Origin of the sequence: Xanthomonas albilineans (assembly GCF_009931595.1) — a bacterium.
Taxonomy (GTDB): domain Bacteria; phylum Pseudomonadota; class Gammaproteobacteria; order Xanthomonadales; family Xanthomonadaceae; genus Xanthomonas_A; species Xanthomonas_A albilineans.
In genome coordinates this window covers 1,634,815-1,652,051 of sequence record NZ_CP046570.1, presented here as the reverse complement: position 1 = coordinate 1,652,051, position 17,237 = coordinate 1,634,815, and the positions used below count along the sequence as shown (strand labels likewise).

General features: G+C 62.3%; 18 protein-coding genes, 1 pseudogene, 1 riboswitch and 1 other annotated feature. Of the genes and pseudogenes, 15 read left to right on the top strand and 4 right to left on the bottom strand.

Annotation, left to right across the window (positions count from 1 at the left end):
* Positions 1-21: 21 nt before the first annotated feature.
* Positions 22-1,253 (bottom strand): IS3 family transposase gene (locus tag XaFJ1_RS07015; protein ID WP_425477003.1). Its coding sequence is split into 2 segments (ribosomal slippage): positions 22-962 and positions 962-1,253, totalling 1,233 coding nucleotides; the frame shifts between segments, so codons are not numbered across the junction.
* Positions 859-975 (bottom strand) — a sequence feature (AL1L pseudoknot). Its footprint overlaps the gene before it by 117 nt.
* Before the next feature lie 92 nt (positions 1,254-1,345).
* On the opposite strand from XaFJ1_RS07015, the gene XaFJ1_RS07010 reads away from it, so the two are divergent.
* Positions 1,346-2,686 carry an F-box protein gene (locus XaFJ1_RS07010; RefSeq protein WP_155393654.1) on the top strand — a complete coding sequence of 447 codons (1,341 nt, stop codon included), beginning with the start codon at positions 1,346-1,348 and terminating at the stop codon, positions 2,684-2,686.
* A gap of 58 nt (positions 2,687-2,744) precedes the next feature.
* Here XaFJ1_RS07010 and XaFJ1_RS07005 read toward each other — a convergent pair.
* A pseudogene (locus XaFJ1_RS07005) lies at positions 2,745-3,865 on the bottom strand (IS3 family transposase).
* 512 nt (positions 3,866-4,377) lie between these two features.
* Here XaFJ1_RS07005 and XaFJ1_RS07000 point away from each other — a divergent pair.
* From XaFJ1_RS07000 to XaFJ1_RS06990, 3 genes are all read left to right on the top strand, one after another.
* Positions 4,378-4,890: a cytochrome b gene (locus XaFJ1_RS07000; protein ID WP_045756825.1), complete on the top strand. Its 513-nt coding sequence runs from the start codon at positions 4,378-4,380 to the stop codon at positions 4,888-4,890.
* Positions 4,891-4,955: 65 nt separating this feature from the next.
* Positions 4,956-6,317, top strand: a complete 1,362-nt coding sequence (locus tag XaFJ1_RS06995; protein ID WP_012915978.1) for a hypothetical protein — start codon at positions 4,956-4,958, stop codon at positions 6,315-6,317.
* Positions 6,318-6,346: 29 nt separating this feature from the next.
* A complete protein-coding gene (locus XaFJ1_RS06990) occupies positions 6,347-6,745 on the top strand; it encodes a c-type cytochrome (RefSeq protein ID WP_012915977.1) in 399 nt (132 codons plus the stop codon).
* A 149-nt stretch (positions 6,746-6,894) separates the two neighbouring features.
* Here XaFJ1_RS06990 and XaFJ1_RS15795 read toward each other — a convergent pair whose 3' ends face one another.
* Positions 6,895-7,050: a hypothetical protein gene (locus XaFJ1_RS15795; RefSeq protein ID WP_162596415.1), complete on the bottom strand. Its 156-nt coding sequence runs from the start codon at positions 7,048-7,050 to the stop codon at positions 6,895-6,897.
* On the opposite strand from XaFJ1_RS15795, the gene XaFJ1_RS06985 reads away from it, so the two are divergent.
* From XaFJ1_RS06985 to XaFJ1_RS06935, 11 genes are all read left to right on the top strand, one after another.
* Positions 7,043-7,687: a TorF family putative porin gene (locus XaFJ1_RS06985; RefSeq protein WP_230596725.1), complete on the top strand. Its 645-nt coding sequence runs from the start codon at positions 7,043-7,045 to the stop codon at positions 7,685-7,687. The genes XaFJ1_RS15795 and XaFJ1_RS06985 overlap by 8 nt on opposite strands.
* A 63-nt stretch (positions 7,688-7,750) precedes the next feature.
* Positions 7,751-8,335: an RNA polymerase sigma factor gene (locus tag XaFJ1_RS06980; protein WP_012915975.1), complete on the top strand. Its 585-nt coding sequence runs from the start codon at positions 7,751-7,753 to the stop codon at positions 8,333-8,335.
* Positions 8,332-8,973 carry a hypothetical protein gene (locus tag XaFJ1_RS06975; RefSeq protein ID WP_012915974.1) on the top strand — a complete coding sequence of 214 codons (642 nt, stop codon included), beginning with the start codon at positions 8,332-8,334 and terminating at the stop codon, positions 8,971-8,973. The genes XaFJ1_RS06980 and XaFJ1_RS06975 overlap by 4 nt, the downstream gene beginning before the upstream one ends.
* Positions 8,973-10,337 carry a S8 family serine peptidase gene (locus XaFJ1_RS06970; RefSeq protein ID WP_045757252.1) on the top strand — a complete coding sequence of 455 codons (1,365 nt, stop codon included), beginning with the start codon at positions 8,973-8,975 and terminating at the stop codon, positions 10,335-10,337. Before XaFJ1_RS06975 ends, XaFJ1_RS06970 begins: the two co-directional genes overlap by 1 nt.
* Before the next feature lie 10 nt (positions 10,338-10,347).
* Entirely contained in the window at positions 10,348-11,163 is an 816-nt protein-coding gene (gene ccmC / locus XaFJ1_RS06965) for a heme ABC transporter permease CcmC (protein WP_012915972.1), read from the top strand.
* Complete coding sequence (gene ccmD / locus XaFJ1_RS06960; RefSeq protein ID WP_012915971.1) at positions 11,160-11,375, top strand: heme exporter protein CcmD; 216 nt, start codon at positions 11,160-11,162, stop codon at positions 11,373-11,375. The genes ccmC and ccmD overlap by 4 nt, the downstream gene beginning before the upstream one ends.
* Positions 11,359-11,826, top strand: a complete 468-nt coding sequence (gene ccmE, locus XaFJ1_RS06955; RefSeq protein WP_012915970.1) for a cytochrome c maturation protein CcmE — start codon at positions 11,359-11,361, stop codon at positions 11,824-11,826. Before ccmD ends, ccmE begins: the two co-directional genes overlap by 17 nt.
* 49 nt (positions 11,827-11,875) lie before the next feature.
* Entirely contained in the window at positions 11,876-13,858 is a 1,983-nt protein-coding gene (locus tag XaFJ1_RS06950; RefSeq protein WP_012915969.1) for a heme lyase CcmF/NrfE family subunit, read from the top strand.
* Entirely contained in the window at positions 13,855-14,397 is a 543-nt protein-coding gene (locus XaFJ1_RS06945) for a DsbE family thiol:disulfide interchange protein (protein ID WP_012915968.1), read from the top strand. Before XaFJ1_RS06950 ends, XaFJ1_RS06945 begins: the two co-directional genes overlap by 4 nt.
* On the top strand, positions 14,394-14,864 hold the full coding sequence (locus tag XaFJ1_RS06940) for a cytochrome c-type biogenesis protein (RefSeq protein WP_012915967.1): 471 nt from the start codon (positions 14,394-14,396) through the stop codon (positions 14,862-14,864). Before XaFJ1_RS06945 ends, XaFJ1_RS06940 begins: the two co-directional genes overlap by 4 nt.
* Positions 14,858-15,514, top strand: coding sequence for a tetratricopeptide repeat protein (locus XaFJ1_RS06935; RefSeq protein WP_045756823.1), 657 nt, complete (start codon positions 14,858-14,860; stop codon positions 15,512-15,514). Before XaFJ1_RS06940 ends, XaFJ1_RS06935 begins: the two co-directional genes overlap by 7 nt.
* 143 nt (positions 15,515-15,657) lie before the next feature.
* Here XaFJ1_RS06935 and XaFJ1_RS06930 read toward each other — a convergent pair whose 3' ends face one another.
* A complete protein-coding gene (locus XaFJ1_RS06930) occupies positions 15,658-17,001 on the bottom strand; it encodes a voltage-gated chloride channel family protein (protein ID WP_012915965.1) in 1,344 nt (447 codons plus the stop codon).
* An 80-nt stretch (positions 17,002-17,081) separates the two neighbouring features.
* A riboswitch (Fluoride riboswitch) is annotated at positions 17,082-17,152 on the bottom strand.
* Between the last annotated feature and the right edge of the window lie 85 nt (positions 17,153-17,237).

Below are 17,237 nucleotides of genomic sequence, written 5' to 3'. Positions count from 1 at the left end.
GCGGAGGCTGTTTGGTTTAAGTCAGGCCGCCACGGCGGCGGTCTGACTGGCGAGTTGCCGGTAGTAGTTTGCCTCGGCCTCGGCTGGCGGGATGTAGCCGATGGGTTGGAGCAGGCGTTGGTGGTTGAACCAGGACACCCACTCCAGCGTGGCGAATTCGACGGCCTCCCTAGTTTTCCAGGGTGCCCGGCGGTGAATCAGCTCGGCTTTGTACAAGCCGTTGATGGTCTCTGCCAGCGCGTTGTCGTAGCTGTCGCCCTTGCTGCCTACCGACGGCTCAATGCCGGCCTCGGCCAGCCGCTCGGTGTAGCGGATGCTGACGTATTGCGAGCCCCTGTCGGAGTGGCAAACCAAGCTGCCATCGCGCTCAGGTTGCCGGGCATACAGGGCCTGCTCCAAAGCATCGAGCACGAAGTCCGTGCGCATAGAACTGCTCACTCGCCAGCCTACGATGCGACGAGCGAACACGTCGATGACGAAGGCCACATACAGCCAGCCCTGCCAGGTTGAGACGTAGGTGAAGTCGCTGACCCACAGCTGGTTCGGCCGCTCGGCACGGAACTGCCGATTGACCCGGTCCAGCGGGCATGGGGCCTTGGCATCGCCGATGGTGGTGCGCACGACCTTGCCGCGCACCACGCCGCGCAGCCCCATGCTGCGCATCAACCGCTCGACCGTGCAGCGGGCCACGACGACGCCTTCGCGTGCCAGTTGCCGCCACACCTTCTCGGCACCGTAGACCTGCATGTTGGCTTGCCAGACGCGCTGAATCTGCGGCATTAGCCGCTCGTCGCGTCTGGCGCGGATACAGCGCCTGCTGGGCTCGCGCAGTAGCGCGGCATGACGTCGATAGGCCGACGGGGCAACCTGCAGAACCTTGCAGAGCGGCTCGACCCCGAAGGCATTGCGATGCTGGTCGATGAAGGCCTTCACGACTTCAGTCGGCGGTCGAGCTCCGCCTGGGCGAAAAACGCACTGGCCAGCTTCAATATCTCGTTGGCCCGGCGCAGCTCCTTGACCTCGCGCTCGAGTTCCTTCATCCGCTGCGCCTCGCTGCTCGTCACGCCCTCACGCGCACCGGCATCGACCTCGGCGCGCTTGACCCATTCGTTCAGAGTCTGCGGCACGCAGCCAATCTTTGGGGCTATGGATTCAATGGCCGCCCACAGCGATTGGTACTCTCCGCGCTGCTCCTGCACCATCCTTACCGCGCGCTCGCGTACCTCGGGCGAGAACTTGTTCGACTTGCTCATGGCTCAATCCTCTCAGAGTGTTGAGCCTCCGCGGAAACCGGGGCGGTTCACTTCGGCCTGTTTATCCGGGGTTAGGCGAACGTTTACATGTGATGCGCCAGCAAGGGTTGGGCGGGCGAGGCTCTAAAGTTGTAGCGCGCACTTGGGGGCGAGTGCGCGCCTTGGGGGCGAGACAAGATGCCGCCGGACAAGCAGAGCTCGGTGATCGCCTTGATCCTCATGAAGTCGATCCACTACGCGCCCCCGCACAACCTCAAGAAAGCGAGCAACTACCCGCACTTACACTATCTCAGGAAGGTGAGCAACTACTCGCGCCTGCATCACCTCAAGCGATCTATGCCAATGAGATAGGCGGGGGAGCACCACACGATCCGCTCCCCAGTAATCTTGAACTGCAACAGTTGCCTTACGATGCCCTTGAACAGATTATTTTGCGTTGCGACCTTGACACGCTGGTGAATCTTTCCAAAACCAATAGGCAGTTGCATGAAGCGGTATCTAATGTATTTAAACAAAATTGGAAAGACAAAAAAGGTTCTGCCGCAATCCAGGCTATAACTCAAAATAAATCCGAATTGCTTCAGTTTCTTTCCTCACAGAATGTCAGGATCGATGAAGTTTATGTAAAGATCGGCGCCGAAAATAGAAGTAAACCTCTTCTTGCTTATGCACTCGAGCTCAACCTTGATATAGAGAAATTTAAGCTAATTTTCGATTTAGTTGATAAAATGAACGGAAAAATCCTTCCCAACCCGAAGTATCCCTGGAAAGGGTACGAGCAGTATTTATTAGAAGCAGCGGTCAGGGCAAACAATATTAATGCAGTGATAGCTTTGCTGAATTATGAGCGTTATGAGATCCCGCCAGAACACGCAGGCATCTTGCAAGCCGCGGCCGAAGTAAAAAATCTAGACATGTTCAGATACCTTTTGGATAGTGGGAGGTTCGATATCAACTCTGGCGGCAGTAATGGATGGACCGTGCTGCGAAATGAATTACTTAACAGGGGGAATGCTGATAACGCCATATTTCAATATATCATTTCACGAAATGACATCGAAATGAACGACGCGTATGTTTTTGCAAACCGTTCTCTTAAGAACCCAGAGAAGTTCCGACTTTGGATAGCAGACCCTCGTGTTGACGTCAATATTGAAATTCCAATAGGAAACGAAAACGGGTTTGGAACACCACTCAGCTTTTCCATACTTCACGCGCTGGAATCCCCAATCAGCTTGCCTACATTCGATTTATTAGTCGCCGAGCCACGTGTCGATGTACTGAAAACATCGCTTTGGCTGGATGGCACCCGGCGCACACCTGAGCAGGTTCTTGACTATTACGTGCAACGTTATGAGAATTTGAATGATGACGTCGTATCTCATATCCGACAGAAGCTACATGATCGCGTGGAAGCCGCTGATGCTTTATGAAGCCTGTGATCCACTCACAAAAAGGGTATTGTCCAGGCCTGTCAACACAGAGATGGCATTAATCCCACTGGTTTTTGCTGACTCCGAAAGTGGAGCTATGCGGCAAGCGCCAGTTTCTGTATGGGGGTGATCCGCCGAGCGCTATATCCGGGCACCCCTCGTTATAAAAGCGCCGCCACTGTTCGATTTTGCTCCGTGCGTCGGCCAGTGACAAGAACCAATGCTCGTTGAGACATTCCTGCCGCAGGCGTCCGTTGAAGCTTTCCACCAAGGCGTTATCGGTTGGTGTGCCACGCCGGGAGAAGTCCAGCTCTACCCCGTTTTCATATGCCCACCGATCCATGACCTTGCCGACAAACTCACTTCCGTTGTCCACCTTGATCGCCGCAGGCTTGCCTCGCTGCGCCACCAGCCGTGTCATCGCATCGGCAATGCCATCGCCTTTCAACGACTGGTCAACAACGATATCCAGGCACTCATGAGTGAAGTGATCCACCACCGTCAGCGACCGGAAACAGCGACCATCGAACAGTGCATCACTGACGAAGTCCATGCCCCATCGTGCATTCGGTGCGGTGGCGCCCCCTATCGGTTGACGTCGCCGTGCGCTGCGACTGCGTCGGGACCTGCAATGCCTCAATGATAGGCCTTCCTGCTTGTAAATGCGGTGTACGCGCTTGTGATTGTCCCGCCATCCTTCACGACGCAGCACAACGAACACGCGCTCACACCCTTAGTGCACACGCGTCTGGGTGATCTCGCGCATCCTCAGACGGATGGCGCTGCAATCGCGTGCTTTAGCCTTGTAGGAAAACGCCGAGCGCGACATCGCCATGATCCGCAGCGCATGCCGCTCGCTTATCCCGAAGTGCTCACGTAGCTGGCCTACCCAGGTGCGTCGCTGGGCAGGCCTTAGAGCTTTTTTGTGACGACCTCCTGCAGCATCGCCTTATCTAGGCTCAGGTCGGCCACCAGCTGTTTAAGCTTGCGGTTTTCCTCCTCCAGCAGTCGCAAGCGCTTGAGCTCAGACGGCCCCAGACCACCGTACTTCTTCCGCCATACGTAAAACGTGGCCTCGGCAACTCCCATCTTCCGACAGATCTCACCGACCGCCATCCCCAACTCGGCCTGCTTGAGCGCATAGGCAATTTGCTCCTCGGTAAACCGTGACTTCTTAATCGCTTGACTCCTCGTGATGGCGGGGCCCATGCCGGCGAAGTCTCTACTTTACGTTGGCCCGGTTTTCCGGGGGGGGGGGGGGGGGGGGGGGGGGGGGGGGGCACGTTCCATTTGTGCCAGAAACACCTCGCGCCGCGCCTGCTTGCGCTTGCCCGCATACTCGACATCAGAGAAGGTCAGCTGCGTCACCGCGGGGACTGCTTGGTGGCGGATCGACAGTGTCCTACATTTGAGCAGACTTGTTCAGACCTTCATTAAGTGCCACAGGCCTACGGAAAGGTTGCCGACAAGACAATTGCGGAAATCTCATCGCGACCAGACAACCTTTTGCCGCCCCCCCGACACTCATACAGGACAACCGCTGCAGCGGCGCCCCGCTTCATGCCACTGCCCCACGCATCGCCTCACTAGGACCAAAGCGAAAGGCCATGACTTCCCCCCCGCAGGCCGATGCCGAAACGGCTTCCCACGCTCGCCCAACGCTTGCGCCCTCCGCCGCCTTGCCGAGCCCGATGGTATGGCTGCACTGGCTCACCGTGCTGTGCCTGGTGTTGGCGGCCGGCCTGATCCTGCTGCGCGAAGAGGTCGATGGGCGAACACTGCGCCAATGGCTATTGGAAGGTCACCGCCACTTCGGCCTGTTCGTCCTCGGACTGTTCTGCCTGCGCGTGGCAGTGCGCCTGCGGCTCGGCCGCAGGCACGATTTCGCGGTCGGCTCGGCGCTGATACGCGCCTTGGCGACACTGACGCATATCGCCCTGTACGCGCTGTTGATGGCTCTGCCGGTGCTGGGTATTGGTCTGAGCCAAGCGCTGGACAAGCCGGTACACATATTCGGTGCGACGCTGCCCACATTTGTCGCAGCGGATCCTGATTTGGCCGATACCTTGGGCGCATGGCACTTATATGCTGCCTGGGGGTTGCTGGGGCTGATCGTGCTGCATATCGGCGCGGCGCTGTGGCACCACTTCGTCCGCCGCGACGAGGTACTAAGACGCATGTTGCCGTTCCTGCGCCGACATTGAATTCCGTATTTTCCTGCTCTCTTCCCTAGCCCGTCACCGAACCGACCAGCCCAAGGACCTATCGCATGCCTTACGTCCCGTCCGTCTTTTCCTTCTCCCGTCACGACAGGACACGCGGCGCCGAGCAGATATTGCTGTGGTCGGCGCTCGGCTCGCTGTTACTGATGCTAAGCCCGCGTGCGGCAGCGGTCCCCGCCTTCGCGCGGCAGACAGGCTCGTCGTGCGCGGACTGCCACATCGGCTCCTATGGTCCGGCACTGACGCCATACGGCATTCGCTTCAAGATGAGCGGCTACACCGACACCGACGGCAACGGCACCAAGATCCCGGTCTCGGCGGAACTCACCGCCACCCAAAGCGTGCCCAAGCACGGCCCAAGCCCTGCGCGCTTCAGCACAGCCAACCTGTATCTGGCCGGCCGCATCACCGACAACATCGGCGGCTACGCCAAGGTCAGCACCACCAACAACGGCAATAACAAGTACACCACCAGGCTGGACAACCTGGATTTGCGCGCCATCGCCAAGCGTTTCCAGGTCGGCGGCAAGGAGGCGGTGCTGGGCGTGACCGTCAACAACAATCCCGGCGCCCAGGATCCGATCGGCATGCTTCCCAATGCCTCCGGTCTCGGCCCGGCATCCGCATACGCCAGTTCGACCAGCCTGCTCAACCAGTCTTCCTTGTCGCACCGCGTGATCGGCACCAGTGTCTACGGCCTCTACGATAACAATTGGTACGGCGAGGTCGGCACCTACACCGCCCTGCCCGTGTCTACCCAGGACGACCTGGGCTACAGCATCGGAGGGGATCCAGGCAAGCTCAGCGATACCGGCTACCTGCGTCTGAGCTACATGAAGGATTTGAAGAAACAGTTTTTCTCCGCTGGCGTCGTCGCCCTCACCACTCAGCGCCAATTGCCGCGCAGCACCGGCCCGCGCGACGACTTCACCGACCTGGGCTACGACCTGAACTACCAGTTCCTGGGTACCCGCGAACACGTCCTCAAACTCGGCTATCTCGACATCTACGAGCGCCGCCGCTACGGCAGTACGCTGATCGACCCGAACACACCCGGCCTGACCAGCGCACGCCGCGCCAGTATCCATGACCAATCGATCAGCCTCAGTTACGCCTACCGGCAAACCTACGGCGTGCTGCTGGCGCACTTCATCAACACCGGCTCGAACGATCCGTTCCGCTATCGCCCGTATGGTGCGCCGGACACCACCAGCAACCTGATCGTTGCGTATTGGGCGCCGTTCGGTAAGGACGATTCGTTCTCTTCGATCTCCAACCTGCGCCTGTCGGCAAGCTGGTTCCGTTTCAGCAAGTTCAACGGCACCACCGGTAATATTTTCGGGGCGCTGCCACCCACCCGCCCGGGTGACCTCAACCAGTTCTCCGTGTCGCTGAGCCTTGCCTTCTGATTTCCCCCATGCCCAGAACCTCATCCATCATGAAACCCGTCAACACCTTCCCGCTGTGGCGCACCCTGATCGTCAGTCTGTTGCCGCTGAGCCTTGCCCTTGTACCCGCCGCACATGCCGCCGGCGACCTGCCCGGTAAAGGCGTGTTCGCCAGCGAGTGCGCCGAATGCCACAGCGCCACGGCAGGCAAGAACAAGAAAGGCCCCAGCCTGTTCGGAGTCGCCGGACGCCGTGCCGGCAGCGTGCCGGACTTCAACTACTCAGACGCCATGAAGCAGAGCCAGTGGACCTGGAGCGACGAGAAGCTGCACAGCTACTTGTCACAGCCGGCGTCCAAGGCAATGCCCGGGACCAAGATGAAGTACGACGGACTCGACGACGACAAACAATTGCAAGAGTTGATCACCTATCTCCACAGCCTGCATTGAAGTCGCTGCGCGATCAGGTCATATTCGGGAGCCGGCTTGGCCGGCCATCGTGCCGTGCCAGGCGGGAGCCCTGACCTGCGAGCATCGAGCCCCCCACCCCGTGCACCCCTGTCCTGTTTCCGTTAACGTTTTTACCTCGACCGTCGTCCTCATCCCACATCGCCGTAGGCCTGCTCACGCATGCTGAACAGGCTCTTGCGGGTGGTCACCCCGCTCATGGGACGCTGGCCGGCAAGGCCCCTTAGGACCGCTGGACCTCTACTGGCGCTGAGCGTCGCGGCCACATCGATATCGGACGTGGCCACTGCAAGCGATTTCGGCGGTGCCGCTGGGCTCAGTTCGCAACTGGTCGATCGCGGCATTGCGCTGACCCGCGACACCCCGGTGCTCCAAGGCACGCTGTTCTGGCTGCCCTCTCCAGGCTGGTCGGTGAACGTATCGGCCAGTTCCGCGTTGAACGCACCGGGTAAAGTCCTGATGGTCGCCGCTAGCCTGTCACGCAGCTGGACCCTGTCCGATGATTGGCAGATGCAGGCGGAGGTTCTGCGCTACAGCTATCCCACCGATCGCATCAACCGGCTGTTCAACCGCAACGAGGCCAGCCTCGGCTGGAACTACCGCGACCGCCTCAGTATTTCCCTGGCCGCATTCCAGATGCCCGACAGTGGCCTGCGCCCGCGCTGGTACGGCGCAACCGACCTCACCGCACATCAGCCATTGATCGGGGCGCTATCGTTGTCGGCAGGGATCGGTATCAGCCAGGCTCCACCGGCCATGTATGGACTGAAATACGCATCACACTACCACTACGGACACGCCGGGCTGATCTACACCACCGGCCACTGGAACGTGGAACTGGAGCGCGTGTTCAGCAACTCCCGTACCGGCTACCCTGGCCGGGGCATATGGCCCTGGGTGGCCAGCGTGTCCCGCTGTTTCTGATTCCGGTGCAACCTTTCCCTCCCACTCCGGCACATACGCGTGCCCGTTGCCAAGTCCTCCCCCATGAACGACAACGATCTACTCGGCGATGTCACTGACCGTATGCTGCTCCAGCGCATGGTGGCCAGCGACCGCGATGCGCTGGCTCGTCTATATCGCGCCTACCATGGGCGCCTGTGTCGGTTCCTATCGCGGTTGACCCGGCGCCCGGACATCATCGAAGAAGCCATCAACGATTGCTTCTGGATCGTGTGGCAAAAAGCCCGCGATTTTCGCGGCGACTCGCAGGTCTCGACCTGGATCATGGGCATCGCCTACCGCTGCGGACTCAAGGCGATCCGCCACCACAGCGATGACGCCATTGACGACGACGCCAACGCCGAGGACCACGTCACCGCGGCGGATCCGGACGAAGACCGCGAACTACGCGACTGGCTAGGCAAAGGGCTGGAACGTCTATCGACCGATCAGCGCCTGGTGGTGGAACTGGTGTACGGCCTGGGCCACAAGCTGGAAGAAGTGGCGGCGATCATGCAGTGCCCGGTGGGCACCATCAAGGCCCGGCTCTTCCATGCCCGGGTCAAGCTTCGCAATGTGTTGCCAGGATTGGCCGGCGACACCTCAGCGCTAACGGGGAGCGCATCATGAAAACAGGCTTCAACGAGCCAGGTAACGAATGCGCACATGCCTGGGATCTCATGCCGTGGGTGCTGCAGGGCAGTGCCACGGAAGAACAGAACGAATGGTTGGTGGCACACTTGGCGAAGTGCCGTTTTTGCAGCACCGAGTTCGCGCAGCAGAGCCGCTTGCGCATGGCGATGTCGCTGCCCAGCGATGTACCAGTGGATGCCGAAGCCGGACTACAGCGACTGCTCCAACAGTTGGATGCACCCTTCCCCCAACAGGGTCCACTGCGCCCGCGCTCTAGCTGGACCACACGGGCACTGGTCGCGGCGGCGCTACTGCAGGCTGTCGGTCTGGGCGTGCTTGGCTTCAGATTGTCGGCCGATCACGACCACGGCACCGTCTACCGTACCCTCAGCGATACCGCGCCGCCACCGGCCACGGGTGCGATCCGGGTGGTGCCGGACGCACGCATGACCATGGCCGACTGGGACGCCCTGCTGCACAAGCTACAGTTGTATGTGGTCGCCGGCCCCAATGGCGCCGGCGGCTATACGGTGGTACCCGTGCAGGCAGGCCCTGCGGCACAGACGCAGCGTAATGTGCAGCAATTGCGGGCCAGCAACCGCATCCGTTTAGCGGAGCCGATTTCCGCGCCATGATCATCCGCATACGTCTCGTCAGCCTGCTTACCGCCTGCCTGATTCTCGGCGCTTGCGCCCACAGATCACCCGACGCGCTCGCCACCACGGGCGACGCCAGCAGTGCCAGACTGCCGTATCAGGACCCCTCACCGACATTGGACAGCCAGCGCCAGATCGTCCTTGCCGTGGCCAACCCGATGGCCGCGCCGAGCCGCCATGCTGGCTCGGATCTGCTCGGCTACGCTTCCGCGCGCTACTACGGCGCCGGCACCCAGGCGGTCGCCACGTTGGAGGCATTGAATCGCCGTTACGGCCTGCGTCAGGTCGCCGGCTGGCCGATCAAGTCGCTGGGGCTTTACTGCGTGGTGCTGGAGCCTGCACCCGGCAGCGACCGTGCGTCACTGCTCGCACAACTGGCCAAGGACGAGCGCGTCGCGCTGTCGCAGCCACTGCAGGAATTCGGTACCTATGCAGATCCCAGCGCAGAGGCACCTGCGACTACGTCTACGCCTGCACCGAGGCCCGCCTCCTCGGTGCAGGCGCTGCACTACAACGATCCCTACGTGGACATGCAACGTGGCTTCGTCGCCACCAACGCCGCCGCCGCGCAGGTATGGAGTCAAGGCCAGGACGTGGAGGTGGCGATCGTCGACACCGGCGCGGACACCGCCCATCCAGACCTGCGTGGACGCTTGCGCATCGTGCGCGATCTGGTGGCCGCCGACCCCACTGCGTTCGACCGCGACCCCCATGGCACCGAGGTGGCCGGCATCATCGGCGCCGGAAGCAACAACCATCTGGGCATCGTCGGCATCGCGCCCAAGGCAATGCTGGACGTGTACAAGGCCTGCTGGTATCCGCAACAACCCGGCGCTGGTGCTGGCTGCAACTCCTTCACTCTGGCCAAGGCGCTGGTAGCGATCGGCGACACCCCCGCACGCATCGTCAACCTGAGCCTCGGCGGACCCGCCGACCCACTGCTGCGCAAACTGCTGGAACAACTGCTCCGACAGGGCCGCATCGTGGTCGCGGCGATGCCGCCGGACGGACGCATGAACGGCTTTCCCGACAACACGCCCGGAGTCATCGTGGTCCGCAGCAGTGCGACAACGCCGGCACCCGCTGGGGTGCTGAGCGCACCCGGGCAAGACATCCTCACCACCCAACCCGACGGCGGCTACGACTTCACCTCTGGATCGTCGATGGCCACCGCGCATGTCAGTGGCGTGGTCGCGTTGCTGCTGGCGCTATCGCCGCATCTGAATGCACACAACGTGCATGACTTACTCCTGCGTACCAGCCAGCAACGCGATGGCATGCTGCAAATAAACGCGGCGGCAGCGGTGCAGGCCCTGCCCGGCATCCGTCACACGACTCAGTGAGTGCTGTTCCATGACCTCGTGGATTCCAACATGGTTGCACCGGTTGGCTTCACCGCCTACCTTTTTCCGTGTGGCCGGTCGCGTGCGACCTTGGAGCCTCGGCGCGGCCGTCGCGCTTGGCGCGGTCGCGTTCTACGGCGGGCTGGTGCTGGCGCCGCCGGATTACCAACAACACGACGCCTATCGCATCATCTTCGTACACGTGCCTTGTGCCTGGATGAGCCTGTTCGTCTACGCCGCAATGGGCGTGAGCGGATTCATCGCGCTGGTGTGGCGGATCAAGCTGGCGGAAGTGGCGTGTATGGCCTCGGCCCCGATCGGCGCGGCATTCACCCTCATCACCCTGTGCACCGGCTCGCTGTGGGGCAAACCCATGTGGGGTACATGGTGGACCTGGGATGCGCGGCTGACCTCTGAACTGGTGCTGCTGTTCTTGTATCTGGGCGTGATCGGCCTGCACCGCGCCATCGACGACCCACGTCAAGGCGCGCGCGCCGCGGCGCTGCTGGCGCTGGTCGGGCTACTCAATCTGCCGATCGTGCATTTCTCCGTGGTGTGGTGGAACACCTTGCACCAAGGCTCCACGGTGCGCGTCCTCGGCCCCTCAACGATGCCCTTGTCCATGCTCTGGCCACTGTTGACCGCAGTACTGGCCAGCAAGTGCTACTACCTGGCGAGCCTGCTCGAACGCATGCGTACCGATCTATTGGCGCTGGAGTGCGGGAAAGCCTGGGTCCGCACGATCGCCATGGCCGCACAACCGTCGTCACGGCTCCCGGCCAATGCGCAGGTAGCCATTTCGATGCCGGCGGGGCATGCGCGATGAACAGCGGCTTTTGGGCCATGGGCGGCTACGCCGTTTATGTGTGGACCGCCTACGCACTGGCACTGCTCGTGCTACTGGTGGACTATGTGCTGCCGCGCTGGCGGCAACGGCGCTTGCTCGCCACCGCACGCGCGTACGTCATACGCGAACACGCACGCCGCGCACGCGGCGTCTCCACTGGCAACTGGCAACACGATGAATCCAACCCGTAAACGCCGCTTGCTGCTGATCCTGTTATTGCTGGGCGCGACAACCCTGGCAACCGGACTGTTCGTGCTGGCCCTGCAGCACAATATCAGCTACCTGTTCACCCCCAGCCAGGTACAGAACGGTGCAGCGAAGGGCTATCGTGTGTTCCGTCTCGGCGGCATGGTCAAGGCCGGCTCGATCCGACGCAGCGCCGATTCCCTGCGCGTAGATTTCACTGTCATCGACAAAGCCGGCGCCACCGCCGTTGCCTATACCGGCATCCTGCCAGACCTGTTCCGCGATAACCAAGCCGTGATCGCCACCGGTTCGATGCAAGGCGCGCGTTTCGTTGCGACCGAAGTGCTGGCCAAGCACGACGAGACCTACATGCCTCAAGAACTGAAAGACGCCATGGCCCAAGCGCACGCCACCCGCTCGCACACGGGCGCCAGCGTGACGCCCCCGCACCCATGAGCCTGACCATGGCCGTGCACGGCGTCTACAGCAAGGCAGAGGTGCCGCGATGAGTGCCGAACTGGGCCAGTGCGCGTTGATCCTGGCATTGCTGTTGGCGCTTGCGCAAAGCGTGCTGCCACTGCTCGGCGCCTGGCGCGGCGAGCGAGCCTGGATGGCAGTGGCACGGCCAGCGGCCTATGCCCAGGCCGGGTTCGCTTGGCTGGCCTTCGCGCTGCTCGCGTATGCGCTGCTAAGCCTGGATTTCTCGGTGCGCTACGTCGCCGCCAACGCCAATCTAGCGCAGCCCTGGTACTACCGTCTGGCGGCGGTATGGGGGGCGCACGAGGGCTCGCTGTTACTGTGGATCGCCATCCTCAACCTGTGGACGGTGACGCTGGCATGGAGCGGGCGACACCTGCCGGAAGCCTTCGCCGCGCGTGTGCTCGGCGTGTTGGGCCTGGTCTCCAGCGGCTTCCTGGCCTTCGTCCTGTTCACCTCCAACCCCTTCGCGCGACTCTCGCCGATGCCACGCGATGGCAGCGAGCTCAATCCGGTGCTTCAAGACCCCGGCATGGTGTTTCACCCACCAGTGCTCTACACCGGCTATGTCGGTTTCTCGGTCGCCTTTGCCTTCGCCATCGCCGCGCTACTGGGCGGAGAACAGCAGCAAGCCTGGGTGCGCTGGGCGCGGCCTTGGACCAACGTCGCCTGGGGCTTCCTCACTGCCGGCATCGTCGCCGGCAGTTGGTGGGCCTATGCCGAACTCGGTTGGGGCGGCTGGTGGTTCTGGGACCCGGTGGAAAACGCCAGTTTCATGCCATGGCTGGTCGGCGCGGCGCTGATCCATACCCAGGCGGTGACCGAAAAGCGCGGTGCACTCGGTGCCTGGACCTTACTTCTGTCGATCCTGGCATTCTCGTTGTCGCTGCTGGGCACCTTTCTGGTCCGCTCCGGCGTGCTGACCTCGGTCCACGCCTTCGCCGCAGATCCACGTCGCGGCCTGTACATTCTCGGTTTCCTGGTGCTGGCGGTCGGCGGATCGCTGTTGCTGTACGCACTGCGCGCGCCGCGACTGGCGGCAGGCAAACCGTTTACCGCGCTGTCGCGGGAAACCGCGATTCTAGTCGGCAATCTGATGTTGAGCGTGGCCGCGGCGATGGTCTTGCTCGGCACCTTGTTCCCGCTGCTCGGCGAGGTGCTGCGGCTGGGCAAGATCTCGGTAGGTCCGCCCTACTTCGGCCTGCTATTCCCGCTGCTGATGCTACCAGTGATCCTGCTATTGCCATTCGGTCCTTATCTGCGCTGGGGCCGCACCGAACCCGGCGCGCTGCGCGCGGTCGCCGCACGCGCCGGCCTGGCCGCCCTGAGCTGCGCACTGCTGGCCTGGCTGCTGACGGCCGGCACCTTGCGTGCGGTCGCAGGCGTCGCAGCGGCAGCATGGGTCGGCGTGGGGACCGCACTGTATGCCTACACCCGCTGGCGCGATGCACCGCGCGGCCGCCGCTTTCCGGCAGAGATGGCAGGCATGCTGCTGGCCCATGTCGGTGTGGCGGTATTCGTCGCTGGCGTGTTGCTGTCGGAAAGTCTATCGGTAGAGCGCGACGTGCGCCTGGATCCAGGACAAAGCACCCGCATCGGCGCCTACGATTTCCGCTTCGATGGCGTGCATCTGCTCGACGGCCCCAACTGGAAAGCCGAACAAGGCACGCTGACCGTGCTGCACGATGGCACCACGGTGGCGGTGCTGCATCCGCAAAAGCGCTTGTACAGCAGCGAACGAATCCAGACCGAGGCGGCCATCGACGCCGGCATCCTGCGCGATCTCTATGTCGCCCTGGGCGAACCGCTGGACGACCAACACATCGAATACGGCTGGACCGTGCGCCTGTACGACAAGCCCTGCATCCGCTGGATCTGGGCCGGCGGCTTGCTGATGATGCTCGGTGGCTTCGTCAGCGCCAGCGCGCGCCGGCTGCGTGCACGGCCTGATGAAGCCGCCGCGCCACCCAGCGCGACCGACACAGCACATGCGATGGGAGCGACACCATGAGCCGTGTGTTGCCGTTGCTCGGCTTCCTACTGTTGGCGGTGCTGTTCGGGGTCGGGTTGTGGTGGAGCCGCACCCACGATCCACGCGAACTACCATCGCCATTGCTCGGCAAGCCAGTGCCGGCGTTTTCGCTGCCGCGCCTGGACCATCCAACTGAAAAAAGCGGCAGCGCTGCGTTACGCGGTCGTCCATATCTGCTCAACGTCTTCGGCAGTTGGTGCATAGCCTGCAGCGAGGAGCATCCGCTGCTGATGGCGCAGGCACCCACCCTGAGCGTGCCCCTGATCGGATACGCCTACAAGGACAATCCACGCGACACAGCGGCCTGGCTTGCGCAACGCGGTAACCCGTATGCGCTGGTGCTGGTGGACGAGGACGGTCAGCGCGCGATCGACCTCGGCGTCTACGGCGCACCAGAGACCTTCCTGATCGACGCCCATGGCGTAGTCCGCTACAAGCATGTCGGCATACTGACGCAGACGGTGCTCGCCGAAGAACTGCGCCCGGCGATCGCGGCGCTGACCGACGGGCGGCGATGAGCATCTTTCCTATCCGCAAGTTTCATCGCATCCGCTGGCACCTGATGCTGCTGCTGTGGCTCGTCTGCAGTCTGCCGGCCATCGCTCAGGCGGTGGATCCGTTGCCATTCAAGGATCACGCGCAGGAACAACGCTTTCAGCGGCTGACCACGCAACTGCGCTGTCTGGTCTGCCAGAACGAAAACCTGGCCGACTCCGACGCGCCCCTGGCACGCGACCTGCGCCATCAAGTATTCGCACAGTTGCAAGCCGGGCGTAGCGATGCGCAGATCAAACAATACATGGTGGCGCGTTATTCCGCCTTCGTGTTGTACGACCCGCCGCTGGCACCAACGACTTGGCTGCTGTGGTTCGGGCCGGCACTTTTGTTGATTGGAGGCGGCGGCCTGGTCGTGGCGACACTGCGACAGCGTGGCCGTGGCCCTGATGCCATCGCGGCGGAGCCGGAAGCGGAGGATGGCTGGTGATCGCGAGTTTCGTGCTGACGGTGGCGGTAATGCTCGGAATTGCCCTGCTCACCGTATTGCGTCCGTTGCTGGCCCGTCGCGAGGGCATGCGTCCGCACTATGCGATCGCCGCCTTGCTGATCATCGCCTTGCCCATGCTTGGCGCCATTGTGTACTGGCATGTCGGCGATCCCACCGCACTGGCTGGCGTACCGCTGCAACCGGCAGCGCCTGCCCTGACCGAGCCTATTGGGAAGGCGCTGCCAATCCTGCTGCAACAAGGTTGGGACGCACAACAGGCGCAACGCCACGCCGACGCAGAACAGGCCTATGCGCAGGCCTTGCAGCTCGCCCCGGACAACATCGAGGCCTTGCTCGGCTGGGTCGAAGCGGACATGGCACAACGCCCTGATTTCGCTATCGTCACGGCGGCACGCGACAGGCTCGAACGGGTCCTGGCACTGCAACCGGACAACCAGCGCGCACTATGGATGCTGGGCATCGCCGAATTTCAGCAACAACACTACGCGCAAGCCGCAGCTTACTGGCGCCAACTACAACGTCTGCTGCCGGACGCTACGCCATTGCGTGCGGCAGTGGCGCAGAAGATCACCATCGCCGAGGCGCGGGCCAGCACGACAGCACTCCCGCCCCGCACGCTCAATCAGTGAGCGTGCCAGGCGACTCACTACCGCGCGTGAGTCGGCACTGAGAACTGCCTTGAACAGATCGCCATCCACAACTTATGGATAGGCGCATGCCGGTCATCTCCCGATGAAGATGCGGCAGACGCTGTGCCGTCGCACTGCAACGCTCATTGCATGCGCTCATCGTTGCTCTCCTGCGTCTGCGACGATGGCGGCGTTTCCTGCCACTGCACAATGCGACGCAGTCGGGAAGTCAGGCCGGCGATCTTCACAACCTGCTCACCGCGTCGATATTTGCCATGTCCCACGCGTTGGGAATGGTAGATGCCGGTGTGGCCGGAAAACAGATAGGCGGTGACGCAGCCAATGGCCGCCAATGGACCGATGTCGGCGCCGAACAACTCCATCGCCATGAGCGTGGTGGCGATCGGCGTATTAGCGGCGCCGGAAAAGACCGCAACGAAGCCGATGCCGGCCAACAGCGAAAATGGCAGATGCAACAGCGGCGCCAGCGCGTTGCCGAGCGTCGCACCGATATAGAACAACGGCGTGACCTCCCCGCCCTTGAAGCCGGTGCCCAACGACATCACCGTGAATACGAATTTGCCGAAGAAATCCCACGACGGTAACGGCTGCTGAAAAGAGCGCACGATGTCAGGAATGCCAAGGCCGACATAGTGGTAGGCGTCCAATATCCAGACCGCCGTGGCGATCACGATGCCGCCGATGGCCGGCCGCAACGGCGCGTATCCGATCGCGCGTTTGACCACAGCGCCAAACCGATGCGTGGCAGTGGCAAACAGCATGCCAATCAGGCCGAACACGATGCCTGCGGCGACCACGGATATGACGCTGCCGACACTCACCGGCACGCTCTGACCTATCGCGTATGGCGTGTGATGCACGCCCCAGGCCAAGCATGTCTGATCGGCGATGAGTGCGGCGAGGATGCAGGGGAACAGCGCGTCGTAGCGCATGCGCCCGATCGCCAGCACTTCCAGGCCGAACACCGCGCCCGCCAACGGCGTCCCGAATACCGATGCGAAACCAGCGCTGATACCCGCCATCAACAGGATACGCCGGTCCTGACGCCGCATGCGCAATACGTGGGTGAGTTGGTCGGCCAATGCTGCGCCCATCTGCACCGCCGTCCCCTCGCGCCCCACCGAGGCGCCGAACAGGTGCGAAACCACGGTGCCGCCCAGCACCAGCGGTGCCATGCGCAACGGCACGACCTGTTTCGGGTCATGGATTTCCTCGATGATCAGGTTGTTGCCGCCATCGACCACCTTGCCCAACAGGTGATAGACCAAGCCGACGCCGAATCCGGCCACTGGCAACAGCCAGATCGCCCAATGGTGCGCTTCGCGCCAGGCTGTGGCGTGGTCGAGGGAAAACAGGAAGAAGGCCGAGGCGCTGCCTGCCATCACCCCCACGACACTGGAGATGAACAACCATTTGCCCAGATGAGGCACGACATCGAACTGTTCGGGACGTTGGAATAGAGGCATCGGTGGTCTCCGCACGAATGGATCGGACCGACCGAAGCGAGGGATGTGGACGCGCACGCCTACAGCCCCGACCTGATCGGGCGGCTGTAGGCGTCATCAACCATGCGGATCGCACGGTGGTTAAAGGAGGAACGCCATCTCCTGCGGCGCAGTATGGAAGACGGCCGGTCGCGTGTCCAGCCGCAGCCACGCAAGATCTACCGATGCGAGCGGCACCAGAGCAACCGGCGCACAGC